At 72.2% G+C, this 21,045-nt stretch carries 16 protein-coding genes; 4 read left to right on the top strand and 12 right to left on the bottom strand.

Features of this window, described 5'->3' with window-relative positions:
* Positions 1-130: 130 nt before the first annotated feature.
* Both MRBLMI1_RS09260 and MRBLMI1_RS09255 read right to left on the bottom strand, forming a co-directional pair.
* Positions 131-763: a hypothetical protein gene (locus tag MRBLMI1_RS09260; protein WP_367730406.1), complete on the bottom strand. Its 633-nt coding sequence runs from the start codon at positions 761-763 to the stop codon at positions 131-133.
* A 55-nt stretch (positions 764-818) separates the two neighbouring features.
* Entirely contained in the window at positions 819-3,248 is a 2,430-nt protein-coding gene (locus MRBLMI1_RS09255) for a heavy metal translocating P-type ATPase (RefSeq protein WP_367730404.1), read from the bottom strand.
* 156 nt (positions 3,249-3,404) lie between these two features.
* On the opposite strand from MRBLMI1_RS09255, the gene MRBLMI1_RS09250 reads away from it, so the two are divergent.
* Positions 3,405-4,766, top strand: coding sequence for an MFS transporter (locus tag MRBLMI1_RS09250; RefSeq protein WP_367730970.1), 1,362 nt, complete (start codon positions 3,405-3,407; stop codon positions 4,764-4,766).
* A gap of 148 nt (positions 4,767-4,914) precedes the next feature.
* Here MRBLMI1_RS09250 and MRBLMI1_RS09245 read toward each other — a convergent pair whose 3' ends face one another.
* The 5 genes from MRBLMI1_RS09245 to MRBLMI1_RS09225 are packed head-to-tail and all read right to left on the bottom strand — an operon-like array spanning position 4,915 to position 8,166.
* Positions 4,915-5,859: a bifunctional riboflavin kinase/FAD synthetase gene (locus MRBLMI1_RS09245; RefSeq protein WP_367730402.1), complete on the bottom strand. Its 945-nt coding sequence runs from the start codon at positions 5,857-5,859 to the stop codon at positions 4,915-4,917.
* Entirely contained in the window at positions 5,856-6,269 is a 414-nt protein-coding gene (locus tag MRBLMI1_RS09240; protein ID WP_367730400.1) for a hypothetical protein, read from the bottom strand. The genes MRBLMI1_RS09245 and MRBLMI1_RS09240 overlap by 4 nt, the downstream gene beginning before the upstream one ends.
* 39 nt (positions 6,270-6,308) lie before the next feature.
* Positions 6,309-6,677 (bottom strand): hypothetical protein, encoded by a 369-nt coding sequence (locus tag MRBLMI1_RS09235; RefSeq protein WP_367730396.1) that lies wholly within the window; start codon positions 6,675-6,677, stop codon positions 6,309-6,311.
* Positions 6,674-7,567: a tRNA pseudouridine(55) synthase TruB gene (gene truB / locus MRBLMI1_RS09230; RefSeq protein ID WP_367730394.1), complete on the bottom strand. Its 894-nt coding sequence runs from the start codon at positions 7,565-7,567 to the stop codon at positions 6,674-6,676. The genes MRBLMI1_RS09235 and truB overlap by 4 nt, the downstream gene beginning before the upstream one ends.
* A complete protein-coding gene (locus MRBLMI1_RS09225; RefSeq protein WP_367730392.1) occupies positions 7,567-8,166 on the bottom strand; it encodes a uridine kinase in 600 nt (199 codons plus the stop codon). Before MRBLMI1_RS09225 ends, truB begins: the two co-directional genes overlap by 1 nt.
* A gap of 116 nt (positions 8,167-8,282) precedes the next feature.
* On the opposite strand from MRBLMI1_RS09225, the gene MRBLMI1_RS09220 reads away from it, so the two are divergent.
* Entirely contained in the window at positions 8,283-9,161 is an 879-nt protein-coding gene (locus MRBLMI1_RS09220) for an A/G-specific adenine glycosylase (protein ID WP_367730390.1), read from the top strand.
* Positions 9,162-9,287: 126 nt separating this feature from the next.
* On the opposite strand, the gene rbfA is transcribed toward MRBLMI1_RS09220, so the two are convergent.
* The 5 genes from rbfA to MRBLMI1_RS09195 form a co-directional block, all read right to left on the bottom strand.
* On the bottom strand, positions 9,288-9,770 hold the full coding sequence (gene rbfA / locus MRBLMI1_RS09215; protein WP_367730387.1) for a 30S ribosome-binding factor RbfA: 483 nt from the start codon (positions 9,768-9,770) through the stop codon (positions 9,288-9,290).
* A 72-nt stretch (positions 9,771-9,842) separates the two neighbouring features.
* Positions 9,843-12,653, bottom strand: a complete 2,811-nt coding sequence (gene infB, locus MRBLMI1_RS09210) for a translation initiation factor IF-2 (protein ID WP_367730385.1) — start codon at positions 12,651-12,653, stop codon at positions 9,843-9,845.
* A gap of 93 nt (positions 12,654-12,746) precedes the next feature.
* The gene (locus MRBLMI1_RS09205; protein ID WP_367730383.1) at positions 12,747-12,998 is read right to left on the bottom strand and encodes a YlxR family protein; all 252 of its coding nucleotides are present in this window, start codon (positions 12,996-12,998) and stop codon (positions 12,747-12,749) included.
* Positions 12,999-13,032: 34 nt separating this feature from the next.
* On the bottom strand, positions 13,033-14,022 hold the full coding sequence (gene nusA, locus MRBLMI1_RS09200; RefSeq protein ID WP_367730381.1) for a transcription termination factor NusA: 990 nt from the start codon (positions 14,020-14,022) through the stop codon (positions 13,033-13,035).
* 164 nt (positions 14,023-14,186) lie between these two features.
* The gene (locus tag MRBLMI1_RS09195; protein WP_414685841.1) at positions 14,187-16,691 is read right to left on the bottom strand and encodes a glycogen/starch/alpha-glucan phosphorylase; all 2,505 of its coding nucleotides are present in this window, start codon (positions 16,689-16,691) and stop codon (positions 14,187-14,189) included.
* A gap of 278 nt (positions 16,692-16,969) precedes the next feature.
* Between MRBLMI1_RS09195 and MRBLMI1_RS09190 the strand changes: the two genes are divergently transcribed.
* Positions 16,970-18,379, top strand: a complete 1,410-nt coding sequence (locus MRBLMI1_RS09190) for a 3' terminal RNA ribose 2'-O-methyltransferase Hen1 (protein WP_367730379.1) — start codon at positions 16,970-16,972, stop codon at positions 18,377-18,379.
* Positions 18,376-20,910, top strand: a complete 2,535-nt coding sequence (locus MRBLMI1_RS09185; protein ID WP_367730377.1) for a polynucleotide kinase-phosphatase — start codon at positions 18,376-18,378, stop codon at positions 20,908-20,910. The genes MRBLMI1_RS09190 and MRBLMI1_RS09185 overlap by 4 nt, the downstream gene beginning before the upstream one ends.
* The last annotated feature ends 135 nt before the right edge of the window (positions 20,911-21,045 follow it).

Raw genomic sequence — 21,045 nt, 5'->3', positions numbered from 1 at the left:
CCGGGACGTCCGGCCGAAGCCGGTGAATGCGTGACCCCGAGGAACTGCCGCGGGCTGATGGCGCCGGAAGGGCGGCTCACGCGGGAACGATGACGGGATCGCCACCCATTCTAGCGGTTCCGCGCGGTGGTCACTCCGCCACGGTGGCGAGGATGTCCTCGGTGTACCCCTCGGGGTCGAAGTTGATCCACGACGTGGACACCCACACGTCCCCACGGAGCGCCTGCACCTCGCCGCGCTCGTAGGGGACGTCGTCCAGCGAGACCCCGCGCTGCTCGATCCGGCAGACGGTGGCGTCGCCGCTGTCCTCGCACCCGAACCCCGTGGACGTCAGGGTGTCGCGGATGGTCGTCGCCTGAGCGGCATCCACGATCGACACGTTCGTCGCGAGACCCCGCTCGCTCGGCGTGCCCCAGGAGCACCGCAGGGTGGGCACGGCGTCCAGCAGCTCCAGGAGCGGCGCCTGCTCGGTCGAGAGCAGGGTCACCCCGGGGTCGTTCAGCGGCGGGTTCTGCTCCTCCAGCGTCGCGCGCATCGCGTCCGAGTAGATCTCGTCGCACGACGCCGGTGCCGCGGTCGTCGGGGTGGCGGACGGCGTCGGGCTGGCGGCCGAGGTCTCGGCGGGCGCCGCCGAGGAGGACGAAGTGGATGCCGTCGGGGTCGGCTCCGCGCCCGGCTCCGGCTCGGGGACGCAGGCGGACAGGGCGAGGGTCAGCGTCGCGGCGGCGGAAGCGGCGACGAGGACACGGCTGAGGGGGGACATGACACCTCCGGGGTCGTCTCGACCCTAACGCCCGGCCGCGGCGACCCCCGGGGTGTCAGCGGGCGCGTCGCAGGCGCAGGCTGTTCAGGACGACGAACACGCTCGAGAAGGCCATCGCGGCGCCCGCCAGCATCGGGTTGAGGAACCCGAGCGCGGCCAGCGGGAGGGCGGCGACGTTGTAGGCGAAGGCCCAGAACAGGTTGCCGCGGATGACGCGCATCGTGCGGCGGCTGAGGGCCACGGCGGTGACGACGCCGCGGGGGTCGTCGCGCATGAGCGCGATGTCGCTGGCGTGCAGCGCCGCGTCCGTCCCGCCGCCCATCGCGATGCCGAGGTCCGCCGTGGCGAGGGCCGCGGCGTCGTTGACGCCGTCGCCGACCATCGCGACGGTCCGCCCCTCGGCCCGGAGCCGCGAGATCTCGTCCACCTTACCCTCGGGCAGCACGCCCGCGCGGACGGCGGTGATCCCCAGCTCGGCGGCGACGACGCCCGCGATGCGGGGGTTGTCGCCGGTGAGGAGCACGGGCTCGAGCCCCATCTCGCGGAGGCGGGCGACGGTCTTCGCGCTCTCCGGCCGGACGGTGTCGGCGATCTCGATCACCGCACGCGCCCGGTCGACACCGTCGGCGTCGGCCCATCCGACGACGACCACGGTCCCCCGCTCCTCCCCCGCGGCGACGGCAGCTTTCAGCTCGGCGGGCAGCGACGCGCCCCGCTCCGCGGCGAGCGCGGGGCGCCCGGCGAACACGCGGACGCCGTCCACGGTCCCGACGACGCCGCGTCCGGGCAGGGCCTCCAGGTCGCGGGCGACGGGGCCCGCGCCCGCGGCCGCGACGATCGCGTGGGCGACGGGGTGCTCCGACCCGCGCTCGACCGCCGCCACGCGGTGCAGGACGGTGGTGGCATCCATCCCCTCGACGGGGACGACGGCGGTGACGCTCATGCGGCCGGAGGTGAGGGTGCCGGTCTTGTCGAGGACGATCGTGTCGATGCGCTCGGCGGACTCCAGCGCCTCGGGCCCGGTGACGAGCACGCCGAGCTGCGCGCCGCGTCCGGTGCCGACGAGGATCGCGATCGGGGTGGCCAGTCCGAGGGCGCAGGGGCAGGCGATGATCAGCACGGCGACGGCCGCGGTGAAGCCGGCGGCGACGGGCTGCCCGGCCAGCAGCCAGGCGCCGAGGGTGAGCACGGCCAGGAGGATGACGATCGGGACGAAGATCGCCGAGACGCGGTCGGCGAGCCGCTGCACACGGCTCTTGCCGAGCTGCGCGTCCTCGACGAGGCGCGCGATGCGGGCGAGACGCGTGTCCTCGCCGACACCCGTCGCGCGGACCACCAGACGGCCGCCGGCGGCGATGGTGCCGCCGGTGACGGTGGACCCGGCCGTCACCTCGACCGGGAGGGACTCCCCCGTCAGCATGCTCTCGTCGACGCTGGCCGCGCCCTCCACGACGACGCCGTCCGTCGCCACGGTCGCCCCCGGGCGTACGACGAACACATCCCCGACCGCGAGCTCGTCGACGTCGATGCGCCGGCCGTCCGCGAGCTCCACGTCGCGCACCCCGAGGTCGAGCAGGGCCCGCAAGGCGGCGCCGGCGGTGCGGGTGGAGCGCTGCTCGATGACGCGGCCGAGCAGAAGGAAGGTCGTCACCGCCGTGGCGACCTCGAAGTAGACGACCGCGGTCGCGTCGTGCACCGGCCCGAAGAGCATGACCTCGTGCTGCAGGCCGATACGGCCGGCCGTGCCGAAGACGAGCGCCCAGACGCTCCAGAGGTACGCGGCGAAGGTGCCGAGGGTGATGAGGGTGTCCATCGTGGCGGCGCCGTGTCGCGCGTTGCGCAGGGTCGCCCGGTGGAAGGGCCAGCCGCCCCACAGCACCACCGGGGTCGCGAGCGCGAGCGACACCCACTGCCACCCGGGGAACTGCCACGGCGGGACCATGCCCAGCAGCACGACCGGCAGCGACAGCGCGGCCGAGACGAGCAGGCGCGTCCGCAGCGTCGTGGCACCGGGCGCGTCAGCGACGTCGTGGACGTGGCCGGCGGCGGCGTCGTGCAAGGCGGGGCCGTCGTGGCCGGCGGGGGCGTCGTGGCCCGCCTGTACGGCGTGGCCGGCGGACGCGGCGTGAGGCGCCCCGGCGGCGTCGGTGTCGACCGCGGGGGCGTCGTGCCCGGCGGCCGCGCCCAAGACGGATGCCACGGACCCCTCGCCCGCACCCGAGCCGCTCCGGGAGGTCGTGGCGACTCCGCGCGTGCGGACGCGCGCGTCGTACCCGGCCGCGCGGACGGCGTCGACGAGCCGCGCCGTGTCGAGGTCGGAGGGGTATCGCACGCGCGCCGTCTCGGTCGCGAGGTTCACGGCCGCGTCGACGCCGTCCACGCGGCGGAGCTTCTTCTCGACTCGGGCGACGCAGCTCGCGCAGGTCATCCCCTCGATGTCGAGCACCGCCTCGGCGGTCCGTGCGGCGTCGGTGTGGTCGCTCATCGCTCCTCCTCCGGTCACGCGTATGGGAACCACGATACCCCCTGGGGGTATTCCGGAGGCGGCGTCGGCCCGCCGCCCGACGGACCCGAGGGCCAGGCTGTCCACCCCCGTCCGCACCCCGCGGACCGCCCGTACAGTGAACGGGTGGCCGAGACGATGACACGCGAGCAGCGCATCGTCCTCGCGGTCGCGGTGCTGGCCTCGTTCGTGTCGTTCCTCGACGGCACGGTCGTGACCGTCGCCCTCCCCGCCATCGCGGAGGATCTCGGCGGCGGCCTGTCGACGCAGCAGTGGGTCGTCGACGCCTACCTCGTGACCCTCGGCGCCTTCATCCTCGTGGCCGGGTCGCTGAGCGACGTCCTCGGCCGCGTGCTCGTGCTGCGCATCGGACTCCTGGGCTTCGCGGCGACGTCGGTCGCGATCGCCGCGGCACCGGGCCCGGAGTTCCTCATCGTGGCGCGGGCCCTGCAGGGCGTGGCCGGGGCCCTGCTGGTCCCGAGCTCGCTCGCGCTCATCACCTCCACGTTCCGCGGCGCGGCGCAGGCGCGGGCGATCGGCATCTGGACCGGGGCCACGACCGTGGCCATGGTCGCGGGTCCGCTCATCGGCGGCGTGTTCGTGGACCTGCTGTCGTGGCGGCTCGTGTTCCTCGTCAACGTCGTCCCGGTCGCCGTCACGATGTGGCTCCTGACCCGTGTGCCCCCGGCCGACCACCGCCGTCCGGACGCGCGCGTGGACGTCCTCGGCGCGGTGCTCTGCGCGGTGGGCCTCGGCGGGATCGTGTTCGCGCTCATCGAGCAGTCCGTGCTGGGCTGGTCGTCCCCCGCCATCTGGATGCCGCTCGCGATCGGCATCCTGTCGTTCACCGGGTTCCTCGTCCGCCAGCACCGTGGACGCGACCCCCTCATGCCGCTGGATCTCTTCCGCGCGCGCAACTTCTGGGCCGGCAATCTCGCCACCGTGTTCGTCTATGCGGCGCTGTCGCTGAACGGGTTCGTCGTCAGCGTGTACCTGCAGCAAGGCGCGGGCCTGTCCGCCACGCTCGCGGGACTCGCCTCGGTGCCGAGCACGCTCCTCATGATCGCGCTGAGCTCGCGGATGGGCGCGCTGGCCGGACGCTTCGGACCGCGCCTGTTCATGACGGTCGGCCCCCTCGTCATGGCGGTCGGCGCGCTGCTGCTGCTGAGCGTGCGCGAGGACTTCGACTACTGGACGCAGGTGCTCCCCGGCGTCGTCGTCTCCGGCCTCGGCCTCACCATGACCGTCTCCCCCCTCACGGCCGCGGTCCTCGGTGCGATCGAGTCCGAACGGTCGGGCATCGCCTCGGCCGTCAACAACGCCGTCTCGCGGGTGGCGGGGCTGCTGGCGATCGCGGCCGTGTCCACCGTGGTGGGCGGCTCCCTCGATCTCGAGGGTTTCCACCGCGCCGCCGTCGTCACCGCCGTGCTCCTCGCGCTGGGCGGGGTCGCCGCCTTCGTCGGCATCCGGAACCGGCGCGAGGAACGCGCCCTGCGCTGAGCCCGCGCCTGCCCCCGGCGCAGCGGACCCGGGATGCCACCGCCCGCACCCGCAACAGGCAACGCACCCGCGACAGGCACATCGCCGCCGAACCGCCCTGCCCCCGACGCACCGCCCGCCCCCGGCGCACCCCCGCCGGCGACGCGGGTCAGCGCAGGACGGCGCGCACCCGGTCGACGTCGAGCGCCATCTGCGTCAGCAGCGCATCGATGCCGTCGAACGCGGTCATCTCCCGCACACGCTCGACGAACCTCACCTCGACGTGGTGCCCGTAGAGGTTCAGCCCCGTCTCGTCCAGCACGAACGCCTCGACCTGCCGGGCGTGCACGTCGTCGAAGGTCGGATTGGTGCCGACGCTGATCGCGGCGGGGTAGCTGATGCGGCGGCCGCCGTCGGCATCCACCAGCCAGCCCGCGTAGACGCCGTCGGCGGGCACGAAGCCCTCCAGCTCGGACGACAGGTTCGCGGTCGGGTAGCCGAGCTCGCGGCCGCGCTTCAGGCCGTGCACGACCTCGCCCCACACCGACGGAGAGCGACCGAGCAGCTTGGTGGCCGTGGCGATGTCGCCGGCGGCGAGGGCCTCGCGGATCCACGTGGACGACACGCGGCGGTCGGCGTGCACGGCGCGGATGTCGTCGACGACGTCGACGCGGAAGCCGTGCGCGGCGCCGAGGCGCTCCAGCAAATCCGGGTCCCCCGCTCCGCCGGCGCCGAAGCGGAAGTCCCGCCCCACCAGCACCGTCCGCGCCCCGAGGGCGTCGACGAGGACCCGGCGGACGAACACCTCGGCCGGCTCGGCCGCGAGGACCTCGTCGAAGGTGAGGAGGAGGGTGGCATCCACGCCCGCCCGCTCGAGGAGGTCGAGCTTCTGGTGCGGGCCGATGACATCGGGGGGACAGCGGTCGGGGCGCAGCACGCTGAGCGGGTTGCGGTCGAACGTGACGGCGACGACGCGCGCGCCGTCGGAGGCGTCCACGCGCGCCCGGTCGATGACGGCGCGGTGGCCGGTGTGCACGCCGTCGAACTTGCCGATGGCCACGACGGACGGGCCGAAGTCCGCGGGCACCTCGGACGGGTCGAGGAAGACGATCATGACGCGAGGTTCCGGTGGCGCACGAGCCACCACAGGCCGAGGAACGGCAGGACCAGCGGGATGAAGACGTAGCCGATGCCGTAGAGCGACCAGACGGTCGGGTGCTGGAACAGCGACGGCAGCACGATGCTGAGCGTGCCGACGACGAGCACGCCCACCAGCTCGAACCCGATCGCGATCCAGGCGACGCGGTACCACCCCGGGCGTCCCGAGAACACCAGCGCGAGGGTGGCCAGGATGTAGACGACCGCGGCCAGCGCCGACAGGCTGTAGGCCAGGGGCGCGTCCGAGAACTCGCGGACGATCTGCACGAACGACCGGCCGGTGGCGGCGAGCGCCATGATCGCGTAGACGACGACGAGGACGCGGCCGATGCCGGTCATCCTGCGGTTTCGGGAGGTGGATGCCATGACCGTACGAGTCTAGTTCGCGACGGCGGCGCGGCGAGGTCAGGCCACCTGCACGGTCCAGATGACGTGCATGCGCCAGACCATGACGGCCACGGCGAGGGCGGCGACGCCCATGATGACGGTGCTCCATCGGCTGCGCTCGAGCAGCGCCCACGCGGCCGCCGCGGGCGGCAGGAGCGCGGCGGAGACGAGGTAGACCCAGAACTCCAGCAGGCTGCCCGTCGGCGGGTTGCCGGCGAGCGGCGCGATGATCGCCGTGACGATCTGCGCCAGCAGCAGCACCTCGATGAGGGCGAGCGAGCCGACGGTGACGTCGCCCGGACGGCGCCCGGCGAGACCCGCGATCATCGCGACGACTCCGGCGAGGGTGGCGATGCCGACCTGGACCAGGGTGAACCACAGGATCATCGGGCGACCTCCTCGGGCATGTTCATGACGCTCTTCAGCTGCGCGCCGCGCCGTTCGACGACGCCGACCAGGCGCCCCTCCGGGTCGATGGCCGCCCCGAGCGGGCCGCGGAGGCGGTCGCCGCCGTCGATGCGCTTGCCGTGGCGGAGGTCACGGGCCTCGTCGGCGCTCACGGGGAGCGGACCGACGACGTCCCCGGCGGCGGTCGCCGGATCCACCAGCGCCTGCTCGGCGATGGCGTCCGCGCTCACCGCGTCCTCGACGGCGAACCCCCCGATGCGCGTCCGGCGCAGCGCCGTGAGGTGCCCGCCGACGCCCAGTCCGGCACCGAGGTCGCGCGCGAGCGCGCGGATGTACGTGCCGCTGGTGCAGTCCACCACGACGTCCAGCGCGATCGTCCCGGGTGAGCGCCGGATCGCGCGGACGTCGAAGCGCGAGACGGTGATGCGCCGCGCGGCGAGCTCGACCTCCTCGCCCGCGCGGGCGAGCTCGTACGCGCGTCTGCCCTGCACCTTGATCGCCGACACGCGGCTCGGCACCTGGTCGATCTCGCCGGTCAGCTGCGCGATGCCGGCCGCGATCGCCTCGTCGGTCACGGCCGCCACCGTGGCGGCATCCGCCCGGTCCGTCTCCGTGCCGTCGGCGTCGTCGCTGTCGGTCGCGACCCCCAGCAGGATGGTCGCCTCGTACGTCTTGTCGGCGCCGACGATGAAGGTGAGCAGGCGCGTGGCCCCCTCCACGCCGAGGACGAGCAGACCCGTCGCCATCGGGTCGAGCGTGCCCGCGTGGCCGATCTTGCGGGTGCCCAGGGCGCGACGGGCCCGCGAGACGACGTCGTGGCTGGTGACGCCCCCGGGCTTGTCGACCAGGAGGATGCCGGGACGGACCATCAGCAGAAGTCCCCGAAGATCTGCACGGGGTGGGCGGCATCCGAGTTCTCCACGATCGCGGAGGCGGCCTGCCGGGGACGCGCCTCGCGGACGTACCGCTGGAAGCCCTCGCGCGCGGCGCGGTTGCTCTCGGCCGCCGGATCGGGGTCGGTGCCGTCGCGCTCGGCCACCCGTGCCGCCGCGACCGCGGGCGCGACCTCGAGCCAGAGGGACCAGTTCCACAGTCCTCGGACGTCGGCCGCGTGCAGGCGCGTCCCGTCGACGACGAGGACCGCGTCCGGGCCGTCGTGCGGTGACTCCTCGCCGTCCTCCGCGACGGTCACGGGGCGGCCGACGGCCTCGCCGGCACGGAAGGGTGCGACGAGGTCGCGGCGGAGCGTGTCGACGCGGGCGCCCTCGGGACCGTCGGACACGGCCGCGGGGGCGCGGAACGCGGTCGTGCCGGACGCGGCGAAAGCGGCGGCGAGTCCGTCGGCGAGCGCGGCCTGTCCCCCGCCGTCGGGACCGTCGACGGCGAGGACGACCCGTCCGGAGCGGTAGTGCTGGCGGGCCTCGTCGCGGAGGCTGCGCGCGAGGGACGAGACGGTGGTCGAGGGCATGGGACAAGCCTACGGTCGCGGCCCGCCGCTCCTCCCCTCTCGAGCGATCGCTCGGACGCCGGACCGCTCGCCGCCGGGAGCGACGCCCCGCCCCGCAGGGCTCGTAGGGTGGAGGGATGCCGCAGATCGCCGCGCCCCTGCTCGCGTGGTACCGCGACAACGCCCGCGACCTCCCCTGGCGCCGCGCCGGGTTCGACGCCTGGGGCACTCTCGTCAGCGAGTTCATGCTGCAGCAGACCCCCGTGGCCCGCGTCATCCCGCACCTCGAGGCGTGGCTGACCCGCTGGCCCACCCCCGCGGACCTCGCCGCGGATCCGCCGGGCGAGGCCGTGACCCAGTGGGCGAACCTCGGCTACCCGCGGCGGGCGCTGTGGCTGCACCGGGCGGCGGTGGAGATCCGCGACCGGCACGCCAACGTCGTCCCCCGCGACGTGGAGTCCCTCCTGGCGCTGACGGGCATCGGCGACTACACCGCCCGGGCCGTGGCCGTGTTCGCCTACGGCGACCGGCATCCGGTGGTCGACACGAACACGCGCCGCGTCCTCGCACGGGTGGTCGACGGCGTTGCTCAGCCGGGCCCTCCGGGCCGGGTGGACCTCGCCGCGATGGAGGCGCAGCTGCCCGCCGACGTCGCCGCGGCCGCCGTCGTCAACGCCGCGGCCATGGAGCTGGGGGCGATCGTCTGCACCGCCCGTTCGCCGAAGTGCGAGGCCTGTCCGCTCGCGGACCTCTGCGCGTGGCGGGCCGCCGGCTACCCCGCTTCCGAGGACCGCCGACGCCGTCAGGCGACGTACGAGGGCAGCGACCGGCAGGCACGCGGCGCGGTGCTGAAGGCGCTTCGGGATGCCGCCCCCTCCCCCGTCGTCCTCGCCGAGGTCCTGCCGTCCTGGCCCGACCCGGTCCAGCGCGACCGCGCGATCGACTCCCTCATCGCGGACGGCCTCGCCGAGGCGTCGGCCGGTCTCCTGCGTCTGCCCGGCCACGCGGCATCCTGATCCCGTCCGCCGCCCGAGAGCCCTCTCCTCGCCGGCCGTCCTGCCCTCACCCCGGCCGCCGTCCTCGCACATGACGAACGGCCGGACGTCCCGTGAGGGGGCGTCCGGCCGTCCGATCGTGCGGGCTCAGGCCCGGTCGTCGTCCTCGTCGAGGTCGTCGTCCTCGTCGAGGTCGTCGTCCTCGTCGTCCTGCTCGCGCGGCTTCACGTACGGGTCGGCGTCGCCGGCGTAGGCCGCGGCGGCCGCGAGGCCGGCGACCGACTCGTCGCGCTCCCGCGCCTCGCGCAGCAGCGCCGAGATGTGGTCGGCGTTCTCGGGGATGCCGTCGAGGATGAACTCCAACGACGGGGTGAGGCGCGTGTTGAGGTGCTTGCCGACCTCGCTGCGCAGCATGCCGGTCGCCGACTTCAGCGCGGCGGCCGTGTCGGCGCGGTGCGCCTCGTCGCCCATGACGGTGTAGAACACCGAGGCGCGCTGGAGGTCACCCGTGACCCGCACGTCGGTGATGGTCACGAATCCGAGCCGCGGGTCGCGCAGCCCCTTCTCGAGCCGCTCGGCCAGCACCACACGGATGCGGTCGGCCACGCGGGCCTGTCGTTCCCCTGCCACGTCCTTCTCCTTCTTCTCTGCGGAAGCCCGAACGGGGGCCGCGTCCGAAGACGCGACCCCCGCTCGATGCGATCAGCTTCGCGGCTTCTCGACCATCTCCGTGGTCTCGATCTCGTCGCCGATCTGGATGTCGTTGTACTTGCCCAGGCCGATACCCGCCTCGAAGTCCGTGCGGACCTCGGTGACGTCGTCCTTGAAGCGGCGCAGCGACTCGATGGCCAGACCGTCGGCCAGCACGACACCGTCGCGGATGACGCGGGCCTTGGCGTTGCGCGTGATCGTTCCCGACCGCACGATGACACCGGCGATGTTGCCGAACTTCGAGGAGCGGAACACCTCGCGGATCTCGGCGACACCCGACTGCACCTCTTCGAACTCCGGCTTGAGCAGGCCCTTGAGCGACTGCTCGACATCGTCGATCGCGTTGTAGATGACCGAGTAGAACCGGACGTCGACACCCTCGCGGGCGGCGCGCTCGCGGGCCTTCGTGTCGGGACGGACGTTGAAGCCGATCACGATCGCGTTGTCGATCGTGGCCAGGTTGATGTCCGACTCGGTGATCGCACCCACACCGCGGTGGATGATGCGCAGCTGGACGCTGTCGTCGACCTCGATCTTGAGCAGCGACTCCTCGAGCGCCTCGACGGCACCCGACACGTCGCCCTTGATGATGAGGTTGAGCGACTCGACCTTGCCCTCTTCGAGAGCGCGGGTGAAGTCCTCGAGCGAGATGCGCTTGCGAGCCTTGGCCAGCTGGGCGTTGCGCTCGGCGGCTTCGCGCTTCTCGGCGATCTGGCGGGCGGTGCGGTCCTCCTCGGTGACGATGAACACGTCACCGGCGCGGGGGACCGAGTTCAGACCCTGCACCTGGACCGGACGCGACGGGTAGGCCTCTTCGACCGCTTCGCCGTTCTCGTCCATCATCGCGCGGACGCGGCCGTAGGCCGTTCCGGCGACGATCGCGTCGCCGACGCGGAGGGTTCCGGACTGGATGAGCACCGTGGCGACCGAACCGCGACCCTTGTCGAGCTTCGCCTCGATCGCGACACCGCGGGCCGCCTTGTTCGGGTTGGCCGTCAGGTCGAGACCGGCGTCGGCGGTGAGCAGGACCGCATCCAGGAGGGCCTGGATGTTGAGGTTCTGTCGGGCCGAGACGTCGACGAACATGACGTCGCCGCCGTACTCCTCGGCGACCAGACCGTACTCCGTGAGCTGCTGGCGCACCTTGGCCGGGTTGGCGTCGGGCTTGTCGACCTTGTTGACCGCGACCACGATCGGCACGTTCGCCGCCTGGGCGTGGTTCAGCGCCTCGACCGTCTGGGGCATGATGCCGTCGTCGGCCGCGACCACGAGGATCGCGATGTCGGTCACCTGCGCACCACGGGCACGCATGGCGGTGAACGCCTCGTGACCCGGGGTGTCGATGAAGGTGATCGCGCGCTCGATGCCCTCGTGCTCGGTCCAGATCTGGTACGCACCGATGTGCTGCGTGATGCCGCCGGCCTCGCCCGCGACCACGTTGGTCTGGCGGATGGCGTCGAGCAGTCGCGTCTTACCGTGGTCGACGTGGCCCATGACGGTGACCACGGGAGGACGGATCTCGAGATCGTCCTCGCTCTCGGCCTCGAGCTCGGCGTCGAGGTCGAGACCGAAGCCCTCGAGGAGCTCCTTGTCCTCGTCCTCGGGCGAGACCATCTGGATCTTGTAGCCGAGCTCCGCGCCGAGCACCTCGAAGGTGGCCTCGTCGAGCGACTCGGTCGCGGTGGCCATCTCACCCAGGTTGAACAGGATGGTCACGAGCGTGCCGGGCTGCACGGTGTAGCCGCGCAGCGCCTCGAGCTTGTCCGCGAAGTCGGCGATGGAGGCGCCGCGGCGCAGACGGATGATCTCGCCGTTGCCCTTCGAGACGTTGACGCCGCCGACGACCGGCGCCGACCGCATCTCGAACTCCTGCCGCTTCGCCCGACGCGACTTGCGCTGCTTGGACTTGCCGCCGCCCTTGCCGAAGGCACCGGCGGTACCACCGCCGGGACCACGGCCACGACCGCCGCCGCCACCGGGACGACCGGCGAAACCGCCGCCCGCCGGGGCGCCGCCACCGGGGCGCTGGAAGCCGCCGCCGGCACCGCCGGGACGACCGGGACCGCCGGGACGCTGCTGGAACGGAGCGCCGGGACGACCGCCGCCGCCGGGACGACCCGCACCGCCGGGGCGCGGGGCTCCGGGACGGGGGGCGCCGGGACGCGGGGCCTGGGGACGCGGGATGTTGCCGGGGGTGGGACGCTGGCCCATGCCCTGCGCCGAGGCGAAGGGGTTGTTGCCCGGACGCGGTCCGGAGGGGCGCTGGCCCATGCCCTGCGCGGACGCGAAGGGGTTGTTGCCCGGGCGCGCGCCACCGGGACGCGGGGGCTGCGGCGTCGCGCCGGCGGGACCGGGCTTGGGCGCCGCCGAACCCGGGTTCGGACCCTTGGGGGCCGGAGCCGAGGGGGTCGACGGGGCGGCCGGAGCCGAGGGCGCGGCCGCGGCCGGAGCGGCGGGCGCGGCCGGAGCCGGGGTCGAGGGGGCGGATGCCGCGGGGGCCGCAGCCGGAGCGGCCGGAGCGGCCGGCTTCGCGGGACCGGGGGTCGGACGGCTGCCCGGGGTCGCCGCGGGGCGCACCGGACCGGGCCGGACGCCGGGGCGCACCGCCGAGGCGGCGGGCTTGGCGTCCGAGGAGCCGGAGCTCTCGGCCGCGAGCGCGGCGCGGAGCTTACGAGCCACGGGGGGCTCGATGGTGGACGAAGGGCTCTTGACGAACTCGCCGAGCTCCTTCAGCTTCGCAAGCGCGACCTTGCTGTCGACGCCGAGCTCGGAAGCGATCTCGTGCACGCGTGGTTTTGCCACAATTCTCCTGTCTGAGGGCCTACCCCGGACAGGGCAGACCGTTAGTTGCGGACGGGTCTCATTTCGAGCCGTTCACTTCGTGTCCATAGCCGTTCAGCCGTTTCGCTGGAGGGTTGATTCGAAGGTCTGCGTGTCAAGCGGGCCTGACACACGCAATGCTCGTACGAAAGCGCGGCGCGCGAGCGCTTTGCTCACGCACGCATCCGTCTCGTGCACCCACGCTCCCCTGCCCGGGAGGATCGCCCGCTCGTCTCTGACGAGGACCGGTCCTTCCGCGACCACTCGCAGCAGCGAGGATCGGGGGGCGCGTGCGCGGCATCCGACGCACGTTCGTACGGGTTCCATCCTACACCTCGCGATCGTGGGGACGATCGGCTCCTCAGTTGTCTTCGAGGATGCTGTCGGGCTGGATGTCGATCTTGGCGCCGGTGAGCTTGGCGGCCAGACGCGCGTTCTGGCCCTCCTTGCCGATGGCGAGCGACAGCTGGTAGTCGGGCACCAGGGCGCGGACCGCCTTCATCGAGGCGTCCAGGACGAACGAGGACGTGACCTTCGCCGGCGACAGGGCGTTGGCGACGAAGCGGGGCAGCTCGGCGTCGTAGTCGATGATGTCGATCTTCTCGCCGGCGAGCTCCTCGGTGACCGCGCGGACGCGTCGTCCGAGCTCGCCGATGCAGGCGCCCTTGGCGTTCACGGTCGGGTCGTTGGCCTTGACGGCGATCTTCGACCGGTGGCCGGCCTCGCGCGCCAGCGAGACGATCTCGACCAGGCCCGCGGCGATCTCGGGGACCTCGAGCGCGAACAGCTTGCGGACCAGGCCCGGGTGCGTGCGCGAGACCGTGATCTGCGGGCCCTTGTTGCCCTTCGCGACGCTCGTCACGTAGACGCGCAGACGGGAGCCGTGCGGGTAGGTCTCGCCGGGCACCTGCTCCTCCGGGGGGAGGATCGCCTCGACCGTGCCGAGGTCCACGTGCACCATGCGCGGGTTCGGGCCCTGCTGCACGACGCCGGCGACGATGTCGCCCTCCTTGCCGCGGAACTCCCCCAGCACCGCGTCGTCCGCGATGTCGCGCAGACGCTGGCTGATGACCTGCTTGGCGGCGAACGCGGCGATACGGCCGAAGTCGTCCGGAGCCTGCTCCTCCTCGCCGATGACGGCGCCCTCGTCATCGGTCACGGGCGTGAAGATGCCCACGTGACCGGTCTTGCGGTCGAGCGACGCGCGTGCGCCGGCGGGGATCTCGCCGCTCGGGGAGATGTGCTTGGCGTAGGCGGTCAGGATCGCCTGCTCGATGATCCGCGCGAGTTCGTCGAAGGGGATCTCCTTCTCGCGTTCGATCGTCTTCAGAAGTGCGAGATCGATGTCCACAAGGCCCTCCGTTATTCAGCTCTCGTCGACGCGACCGGCGCCGACAACCCCCCTACGATACCCGGGATGCCGCGAGCCTGCGACCCGGGACCGCTTCCACGGCCGGAGCGCGCACCGGAGGGACCCGGATGCCACGGCAGCGAGGCCGTGGCATCCGGAACCGCTCACCGGACCGGTGTCGCGTGCCAGATGCGGTCGAGGTAGTCGCGCATCGCACGGTCGGAGGAGAAGTAGCCGCTGCGGGCGACGTTGAGGATGGCCGAGCGCACCCACGCGTCCTGGTCGGCGTACGCCGCGTCGACCCGCTCCTGCGCGTCGAGGTACGAGGCGAAGTCGGCGAGCGCCATGAACCGGTCCTCGTACAGCAGGTTCGACACGAGCGGCTCGAAGACCGTGCGGTCCCCGTCCGAGAACGCGCCGCCGGCGATGAGGTCGATCGCGCTGCGCAGCCGCTCGTCGCGCTGGTAGAAGTCCGCGGGCCGGTAGCCCTCGGTCCACAGGGCCTCGACCTCGGGCTCGCTCATGCCGAAGAGGAAGAAGTTGTCGTCGCCGACGAGCTGGCGGATCTCGACGTTCGCGCCGTCGTCCGTGCCGATCGTGAGCGCGCCGTTGAGGGCGAGCTTCATGTTGCCCGTGCCGGACGCCTCCTTGCCGGCGAGCGAGATCTGCTCGGACAGGTCCGCCGCCGGGATGATGCTCTCGGCGAGGGTGACGTTGTAGTTGGCCGGGTAGAGGACCTTGAGCTTGCCCTGCACGCGCGGGTCGGCGCTGACGACCTCGCCGACCGCGTTGATGAGGTGGATGATGCGCTTGGCCATGCCGTAGCCGGGCGCCGCCTTCGCGCCGAACAGGAACGTGCGCGCCTGCACGGCGTCCACGTCGAGACGGCCCGAGACGATCCCCTCGTAGGTGCTGACGATGTGCAGGACCTTCAGCGTCTGGCGCTTGTACTCGTGCAGACGCTTGATCATGACGTCGAGCATGTGGCTGTCGTCGAGGGCGTCCTCGCCGCGCGCCTCCAGCACCCGGCTGAGGCGGCGCTTGTTCGACAGCTTCACCGCGGCGAACCGCTCGCGGAAGTCGGCGTCGTCGGCGAGCGCCTCGAGGCCCCGCAGGCGCTCGAGGTCGACCGTCCAGCCGGCGCCGAGCGCCTCGGTGATGAGCGAGGACAGGTCCGGGTTCGCCAGGCGGAGGAAGCGGCGGGGCGTGACGCCGTTGGTGACGTTGGTGAACTTGTCCGGCCACATCTCGGCGAAGTCCTTCAGCACGTTGTCGCGCAGCAGCTGCGAGTGCAGCTCCGCGACGCCGTTGACCTTCGACCCCGCGACGGTGGCGAGGTAGGCCATGCGCACCGAGCGGTACGGGTGCTCGCCGATGATCGACATATTGCGGATGAGCATCTCGTCGTCGCCGAACCGCTCCCGCACCTCGAGGAGGAACTCGTCGTTGATGCGGTAGATGATCTCGAGGTGACGGGGCAGCAGGCGCCCGAGCAGGTCGACCGACCAGACCTCGAGGGCCTCCGGCAGCAGGGTGTGGCACGTGTAGGCGAAGCACTTCTGCGTGATGGCCCAGGCGGCATCCCAGTCCATCTTCTTCTCGTCGACGAGCACCCGCATGAGCTCGGGCACGCCGATGACGGGGTGGGTGTCGTTGAGCTGGAAGATGACCCGCTCGGGCAGCCCCTCGAGGTCGAAGTCGTCGGGGAGGACGTTCTCGATGAAGTCGGCGATGGATGCCGCGACGAAGAAGTACTGCTGCTGCAGACGCAGCTCCTTGCCCTGCGGGGTGGAGTCCTCGGGGTAGAGCACCTTCGAGATGTTCTCGGCGAACGTCTGCGCGCGGACCGACTGGACGTAGTCGCCCGAGTTGAAGGTGTGCAGGTCGAAGGCGTTCGTGGCCACCGCGCGCCACAGGCGCAGGGTGTTGACGCGGCCGTTGTGGTAGCCGGGCACCATCATGTTGTACGGCACGGCGAGCACGTTCCACTCGGGCACCCAGCGGGTCCGCTCGACGCCGTCGTCGTCGTACGTCTCGGTGGTCCCGGCGAACGAGATGGTCTGGGCGTGCTCGGGGTGCGGGAAGTCCCACGGCGATCCCATGCGCAGCCACGCGTCCGGCTGCTCGACCTGCTGGCCGTCGGCGAACGCCTGACGGAAGATGCCGTACTCGTAGCGGATGCCGTACCCGATCGTGGGCACGCTCATCGTCGCGAGGGAGTCGATGAAGCACGCGGCCAGGCGCCCGAGGCCGCCGTTGCCGAGGCCCGGCTCGATCTCGACAGCGCGGAGGTCGTCGATGTCGATGCCGCACTGGGCGAGCGCCTCGGTGGCGATGTCGGTGAGACGGGCGGCGAGGAGGTTGTTGTCGAGCTGACGGCCCAGCAGGTACTCCGCCGAGAGGTAGCAGACCGTCTTGGCCTGCAGCTTCTTCTGCTGCGCGCGGTCGTCGAACCAGCGCGCCATCAGGTAGTCGCGGACCGTGCTGGCCAGCGCCAGGTAGCGGTCGTTGACATGGGATGCCGAGAGCGCGACGCCCTGGTCGAAGTTGAGGTTCTGCAGGAACTGCTTGACGAACCCGTCGACGGAGGCGGCGGGGGCGATCACCGGCGAGACGGCCAGCGAGTGCGTCGGACGCGGGGCGGGGGCGGCAGAGGTGTTCTCGGTCACAGCACGACGGTAGTGAGTGCGCGCCGCGACCGCCAACGTCGACGCGGAGTGAAACACGATGTTCACGGCATCGCCCCAGTATCGGTCCCTCGTCCGGCGCCCCCGGGCCGTGCCGGCCCGACGTTCGCGACGCGCTCCTTGGTCGTTGCACGCCGTGACTTGTCGCAGATGTACGCGCCGCGCGGCGGCGCGCGTACATCTGCGGAAAGTCAGCGCCGCAGGGCAGGGCAGGGGTCGCCCTAGGCTGAGCGATTGTGTGACACCGATCGGAGGCACCCGTGCTCGTCACCCTCACCTCGACCGCTCCCGCGGCGTCCCACCTGAGTCACCTGCTGCGCAAGCATCCCGATCGCGCACAGAGCTTCCCCCTCGGCGTCGGGGTGGCGCATGTGTTCTACCCCGAGGTCGGCGACGAGCGCTGCACCGTCGCGATGCTCCTCGAGATCGACCCCATCGACCTCGCGCGCAACAAGAACTTCCGCGGAGGCGCCACCCAGACGCTCAGCCGGTACGTCAACGACCGCCCCTACGTGTCCTCGTCGATGGTCGCGGTCGCACTGGGGCAGGTCTTCCGCACGGCGATGACAGGACGGAGCGACAGCTTCCCCGAGCTGGCGGCGGCGGCGCTCCCCCTCGAGGTCACCGTGGCCGCGGTTCCCGCGCGCGGGCCCGCCACCGACGGACTGGCCACCCGCCTGTTCGGTCCGCTGGGATGGGACGTGACCGAGACGCCGATCCCCCTCGACCCCGCCCACCCCGAATGGGGCGATTCCGTCTACGTCGATCTCGCCCTGCGTGGCACCGTGCGGCTGAGCGACGCGCTCCGGCACCTCTATGTCATGCTCCCGGTGCTCGACGACTCCAAGCACTACTGGGTGTCCGACGACGAGGTCGGCAAGCTGAAGCGGGCCGGCGAGGGGTGGCTGAACGACCACCCCGAGCGCGAGCTCATCACCCGCCGCTACCTCGCCCACCAGAAGTCGATGGTCGACACCGCTCTGGAGTCGATGTCGGAAGCGCTGGAGGACACCCCCGCGAGCGGTCTCGTGGCGGCCGCGGAGAGTGCGCCGAGGGTGCGATCGCTCGCCGCGACCCGCGCCGACGCCGTGCTCGCGGCGCTGCGAGACGTCGGAGCGCGAGCGGTGGGGGACGTCGGCTGCGGTGAAGGCGCTCTGCTGGAACGCCTGGTCGCCGACCCGGCCCTCACGAGGGTCGTGGGTTCCGACGTGTCGGCGCATGCTCTGGAGCGCGCCGCCCGCCGCCTCAAGCTCTCGGAGGCGAGCGACCGCCAGCGCGAGAGGGTGAGCCTGATCCAGTCGTCGGTCACGTACCAGGACGACCGCCTCTCCGGCCTGGATGCCATCGTGCTGATGGAGGTCATCGAGCACGTCGACATCGAACGGCTGCCTGCTCTCGAGGCCTCGGTGTTCGGCGGGGCCTCTCCGGTATCCGTCGTCGTCACCACTCCGAACAGCGAGTACAACCGCTTCTACGACACGCTCCACCCCGGCGCCTTCCGACACGAGGACCACCGTTTCGAGTGGACGCGTGCGGAGTTCCGCGGATGGGCGGAGGGCGTGGCCTCCCGGTACGGCTATGCCGTGGAGTACCGCTCCGTCGGAGACGTCGACGCCTCCGCGGGCTCCCCCACCCAGCTCGCCCTCTTCCGGAAGGTCTCCGACCGATGACGCGCCTCACCCTCCCCGAGCTCTCGCTCGTCGTGCTCGTCGGAGCGTCCGGCTCGGGCAAGTCGACCTTCGCGGCCACCCATTTCGGCCCGTTCGAAACGCTCTCGAGCGACTTCTTCCGCGGTCTGGTCTCCAATGACGAGAACGACCAGTCCGCCACGGCGGCCGCGTTCGAGGCGCTTCACGTCGTGGCCGGGAAACGACTGGATGCCGGACTGCTGACGGTCGTCGATGCGACCAACGTCCAGCCCGAGTCGCGGCGATCCCTCATCAACCTGGCCCGCGAGCACGACGTCCTCCCCGTCGCCGTGGTGCTGGACGTTCCACAGAGCGTCTGCGTGGAACGCAACGCCGCGCGCTCCGACCGCTCGTTCGGGGCGTCGGTCGTCAAGCGTCAGCACGATCAGCTCCGCCGCTCCCTCCGTCACCTGGGCAAGGAGGGATTCCGGCGGGTTCACGTGCTGTCCGGAGTGGACGAGATCGCGACCGCGGAGTTCGTGCGGGAGCCGCTCCTGAACGATCTGCGGAGCGAAAGCGGCCCCTTCGACGCCATCGGCGACGTGCACGGCTGCCGCTCGGAGCTCGAGGCCCTCCTGACGAAGCTCGGGTACGGCCTCGTCCGCGATGAGAGCGGTCGCCCCGTCGACGCGGTCCACCCGGAGGGACGTCGGGCGGTCTTCCTGGGCGACCTCGTCGACCGCGGACCGGACGCCCCCGGGGTGCTGCGGCTGGCGATGGGGATGGTCGCGGGCGGGCACGCCCTGGCCGTTCCGGGCAATCACGAGGCCAAGCTGGTCCGGGCACTCGAGGGCAAGAAGGTGCAGCCGAGCCACGGCCTGGCCGAGACCCTGTCCCAGCTCGCCGGCGAGACCGAGGAGTTCCGCCGGCAGGTGCTCGAGTTCTGCCGCGGGCTCGTGTCGCACCTCGTCCTCGACGGCGGGCGGCTGGTGGTCGCGCACGCCGGACTGATCGAGAAGTACCACGGTCGCGCGTCCGGGCGTGTTCGCGCGTTCGCGCTCTACGGCGACACCACCGGCGAGACCGACGAGTACGGGCTCCCGGTGCGGCTGCCGTGGGCGGAGGACTACCGCGGAAGCGCCACCGTGCTCTACGGTCACGTGCCGACGCTCGAGGCGGAGTGGGTCAACAACACGATGTGCCTGGACACCGGGTGCGTCTTCGGCGGCAAGCTCAGCGCCCTGCGATACCCCGAGCGACAGGTCGTCGACGTGCCGGCCGAGCGCGTCTGGTACGAGCCGGCGGCACCGCTGGACCGGGGCGCGGGCGCGACCGTGCGGCATCCCGGTGTCCTCCGGATCGACGACGTCCTGGGCAAGCAGGTCGTCGAGACGCGGGTGTTCGGGAAGGTCGGCGTCCGCGAGGACAACGCCGCCGGTGCCCTGGAGGTCATGAGCCGCTTCGCGATCGATCCGCGGCGCCTCGTCTACCTGCCGCCGACGATGAGCCCGCCGCACGCGTCCCGACGCGACGGCGTCCTCGAGCACCCGGCGGAGGCGTTCGACGCCTTCCGCAAGGAGGGACTCGACCGCGTGATCTGCGAGGAGAAGCACATGGGCTCCCGCGCCGTCGTCCTTCTCACGCGCGACGCCGAACGCTTCGGCGCGCCGCGGGGGTGGCGAGGGGTCGTGCACACGCGGACAGGCCGCCCCTTCTTCGACGATGCCACGAACGACGCCTTTCTCGCGCGACTCGACCACGCGGTCGAGGAGAGCGGCCTGTGGGCCGAGCTCGACGCGAGCTGGCTCCTGCTGGACGCGGAGCTGCTGCCGTGGTCGCTGAAGGCCGGCCCGCTCATCCGCGACCTGTACGCCAGTGTCGCTGCCGCCGCCACCGCCGCCCTCCCGGCGGCCACCCGCGTTCTGCGCACGGCCGCCGCGCGCGGGGTGGACGTCGCCGCGCTGAGCGATCGCGCCGAACGACGCGCGGCGAACGCCGAAGGCTACCGCGACGCGTATCGGCGGTACACCCAGCCGGCATCGGGGCTCGAGGGGGTGCAGCTCGCTCCCTTCCAACTACTGGCATCGGAGGGGGCGAGTCATCTCGGACGAGACCACGAGTGGCACCTGTCCGTGGCGGATCGACTCGCGGATGCCGACGGCGAGCTGATCCGCCGCACCCGGCACGTCGCGGTCGATCTCTCGTCGGAGGAGTCGGAGGCTGCGGCGACCCGGTGGTGGGAGGAGCTCACCGCCGCGGGCGGCGAGGGCATGGTCGTCAAGCCGACGGCGGGCCTCGTCCGCGGTACCCGAGCGCTGGCTCAGCCGGGCATCAAGGTGCGCGGCGCCGAGTACTTGCGCATCATCTACGGCCCGGACTACCTCGAGCCGGCCCATCTCGAGCGACTCCGCGACCGCGACGTCGGCCACAAGCGCTCGATGGCCCTCCGCGAGTACGCGCTCGGCGTCGAGGCTGTGGAGCGGTTCGTGGCCGAGGAGCCGCTGTGGCGGGTCCATCAGGCCGTGTTCGGCGTCCTCGCGATGGAGTCCGAGCCCGTCGACCCGCGCCTGTAGCCCCGCCGCTGGAACGTCGGCCGAAGCGCTGACTTGCCGCAGATGTACGCCCCGCGCTGCGGCGCGCGTACATCTGCGGCAAGTCAGCGCCCCAGCAGGACCGAACGCACCACGAGGTACCTCCCCGCCGGTGGC

Origin of the sequence: Microbacterium sp. LMI1-1-1.1, assembly GCF_040815675.1 — a bacterium.
Classification (GTDB): Bacteria; Actinomycetota; Actinomycetes; order Actinomycetales; family Microbacteriaceae; genus Microbacterium.
This window is presented reverse-complemented; position numbering and strand designations above follow the sequence as displayed.

Bases quoted from the DNA above. Each gene is read 5' to 3' on its own strand.
- MRBLMI1_RS09245 (WP_367730402.1), bottom strand. From the start codon at position 5,859: ATGATCGTCTTCCTCGACCCGTCCGAGGTGCCCGCGGACTTCGGCCCG.
- MRBLMI1_RS09240 (WP_367730400.1), bottom strand. From the start codon at position 6,269: ATGGCATCCACCTCCCGAAACCGCAGGATGACCGGCATCGGCCGCGTC.
- MRBLMI1_RS09225 (WP_367730392.1), bottom strand. From the start codon at position 8,166: ATGCCCTCGACCACCGTCTCGTCCCTCGCGCGCAGCCTCCGCGACGAG.
- truB (WP_367730394.1), bottom strand. From the start codon at position 7,567: ATGGTCCGTCCCGGCATCCTCCTGGTCGACAAGCCCGGGGGCGTCACC.
- MRBLMI1_RS09235 (WP_367730396.1), bottom strand. From the start codon at position 6,677: ATGATCCTGTGGTTCACCCTGGTCCAGGTCGGCATCGCCACCCTCGCC.
- MRBLMI1_RS09220 (WP_367730390.1), top strand. From the start codon at position 8,283: ATGCCGCAGATCGCCGCGCCCCTGCTCGCGTGGTACCGCGACAACGCC.
- MRBLMI1_RS09255 (WP_367730404.1), bottom strand. From the start codon at position 3,248: ATGAGCGACCACACCGACGCCGCACGGACCGCCGAGGCGGTGCTCGAC.
- MRBLMI1_RS09260 (WP_367730406.1), bottom strand. From the start codon at position 763: ATGTCCCCCCTCAGCCGTGTCCTCGTCGCCGCTTCCGCCGCCGCGACG.
- MRBLMI1_RS09205 (WP_367730383.1), bottom strand. From the start codon at position 12,998: ATGGAACCCGTACGAACGTGCGTCGGATGCCGCGCACGCGCCCCCCGA.
- MRBLMI1_RS09185 (WP_367730377.1), top strand. From the start codon at position 18,376: ATGACGCGCCTCACCCTCCCCGAGCTCTCGCTCGTCGTGCTCGTCGGA.
- MRBLMI1_RS09250 (WP_367730970.1), top strand. From the start codon at position 3,405: ATGACACGCGAGCAGCGCATCGTCCTCGCGGTCGCGGTGCTGGCCTCG.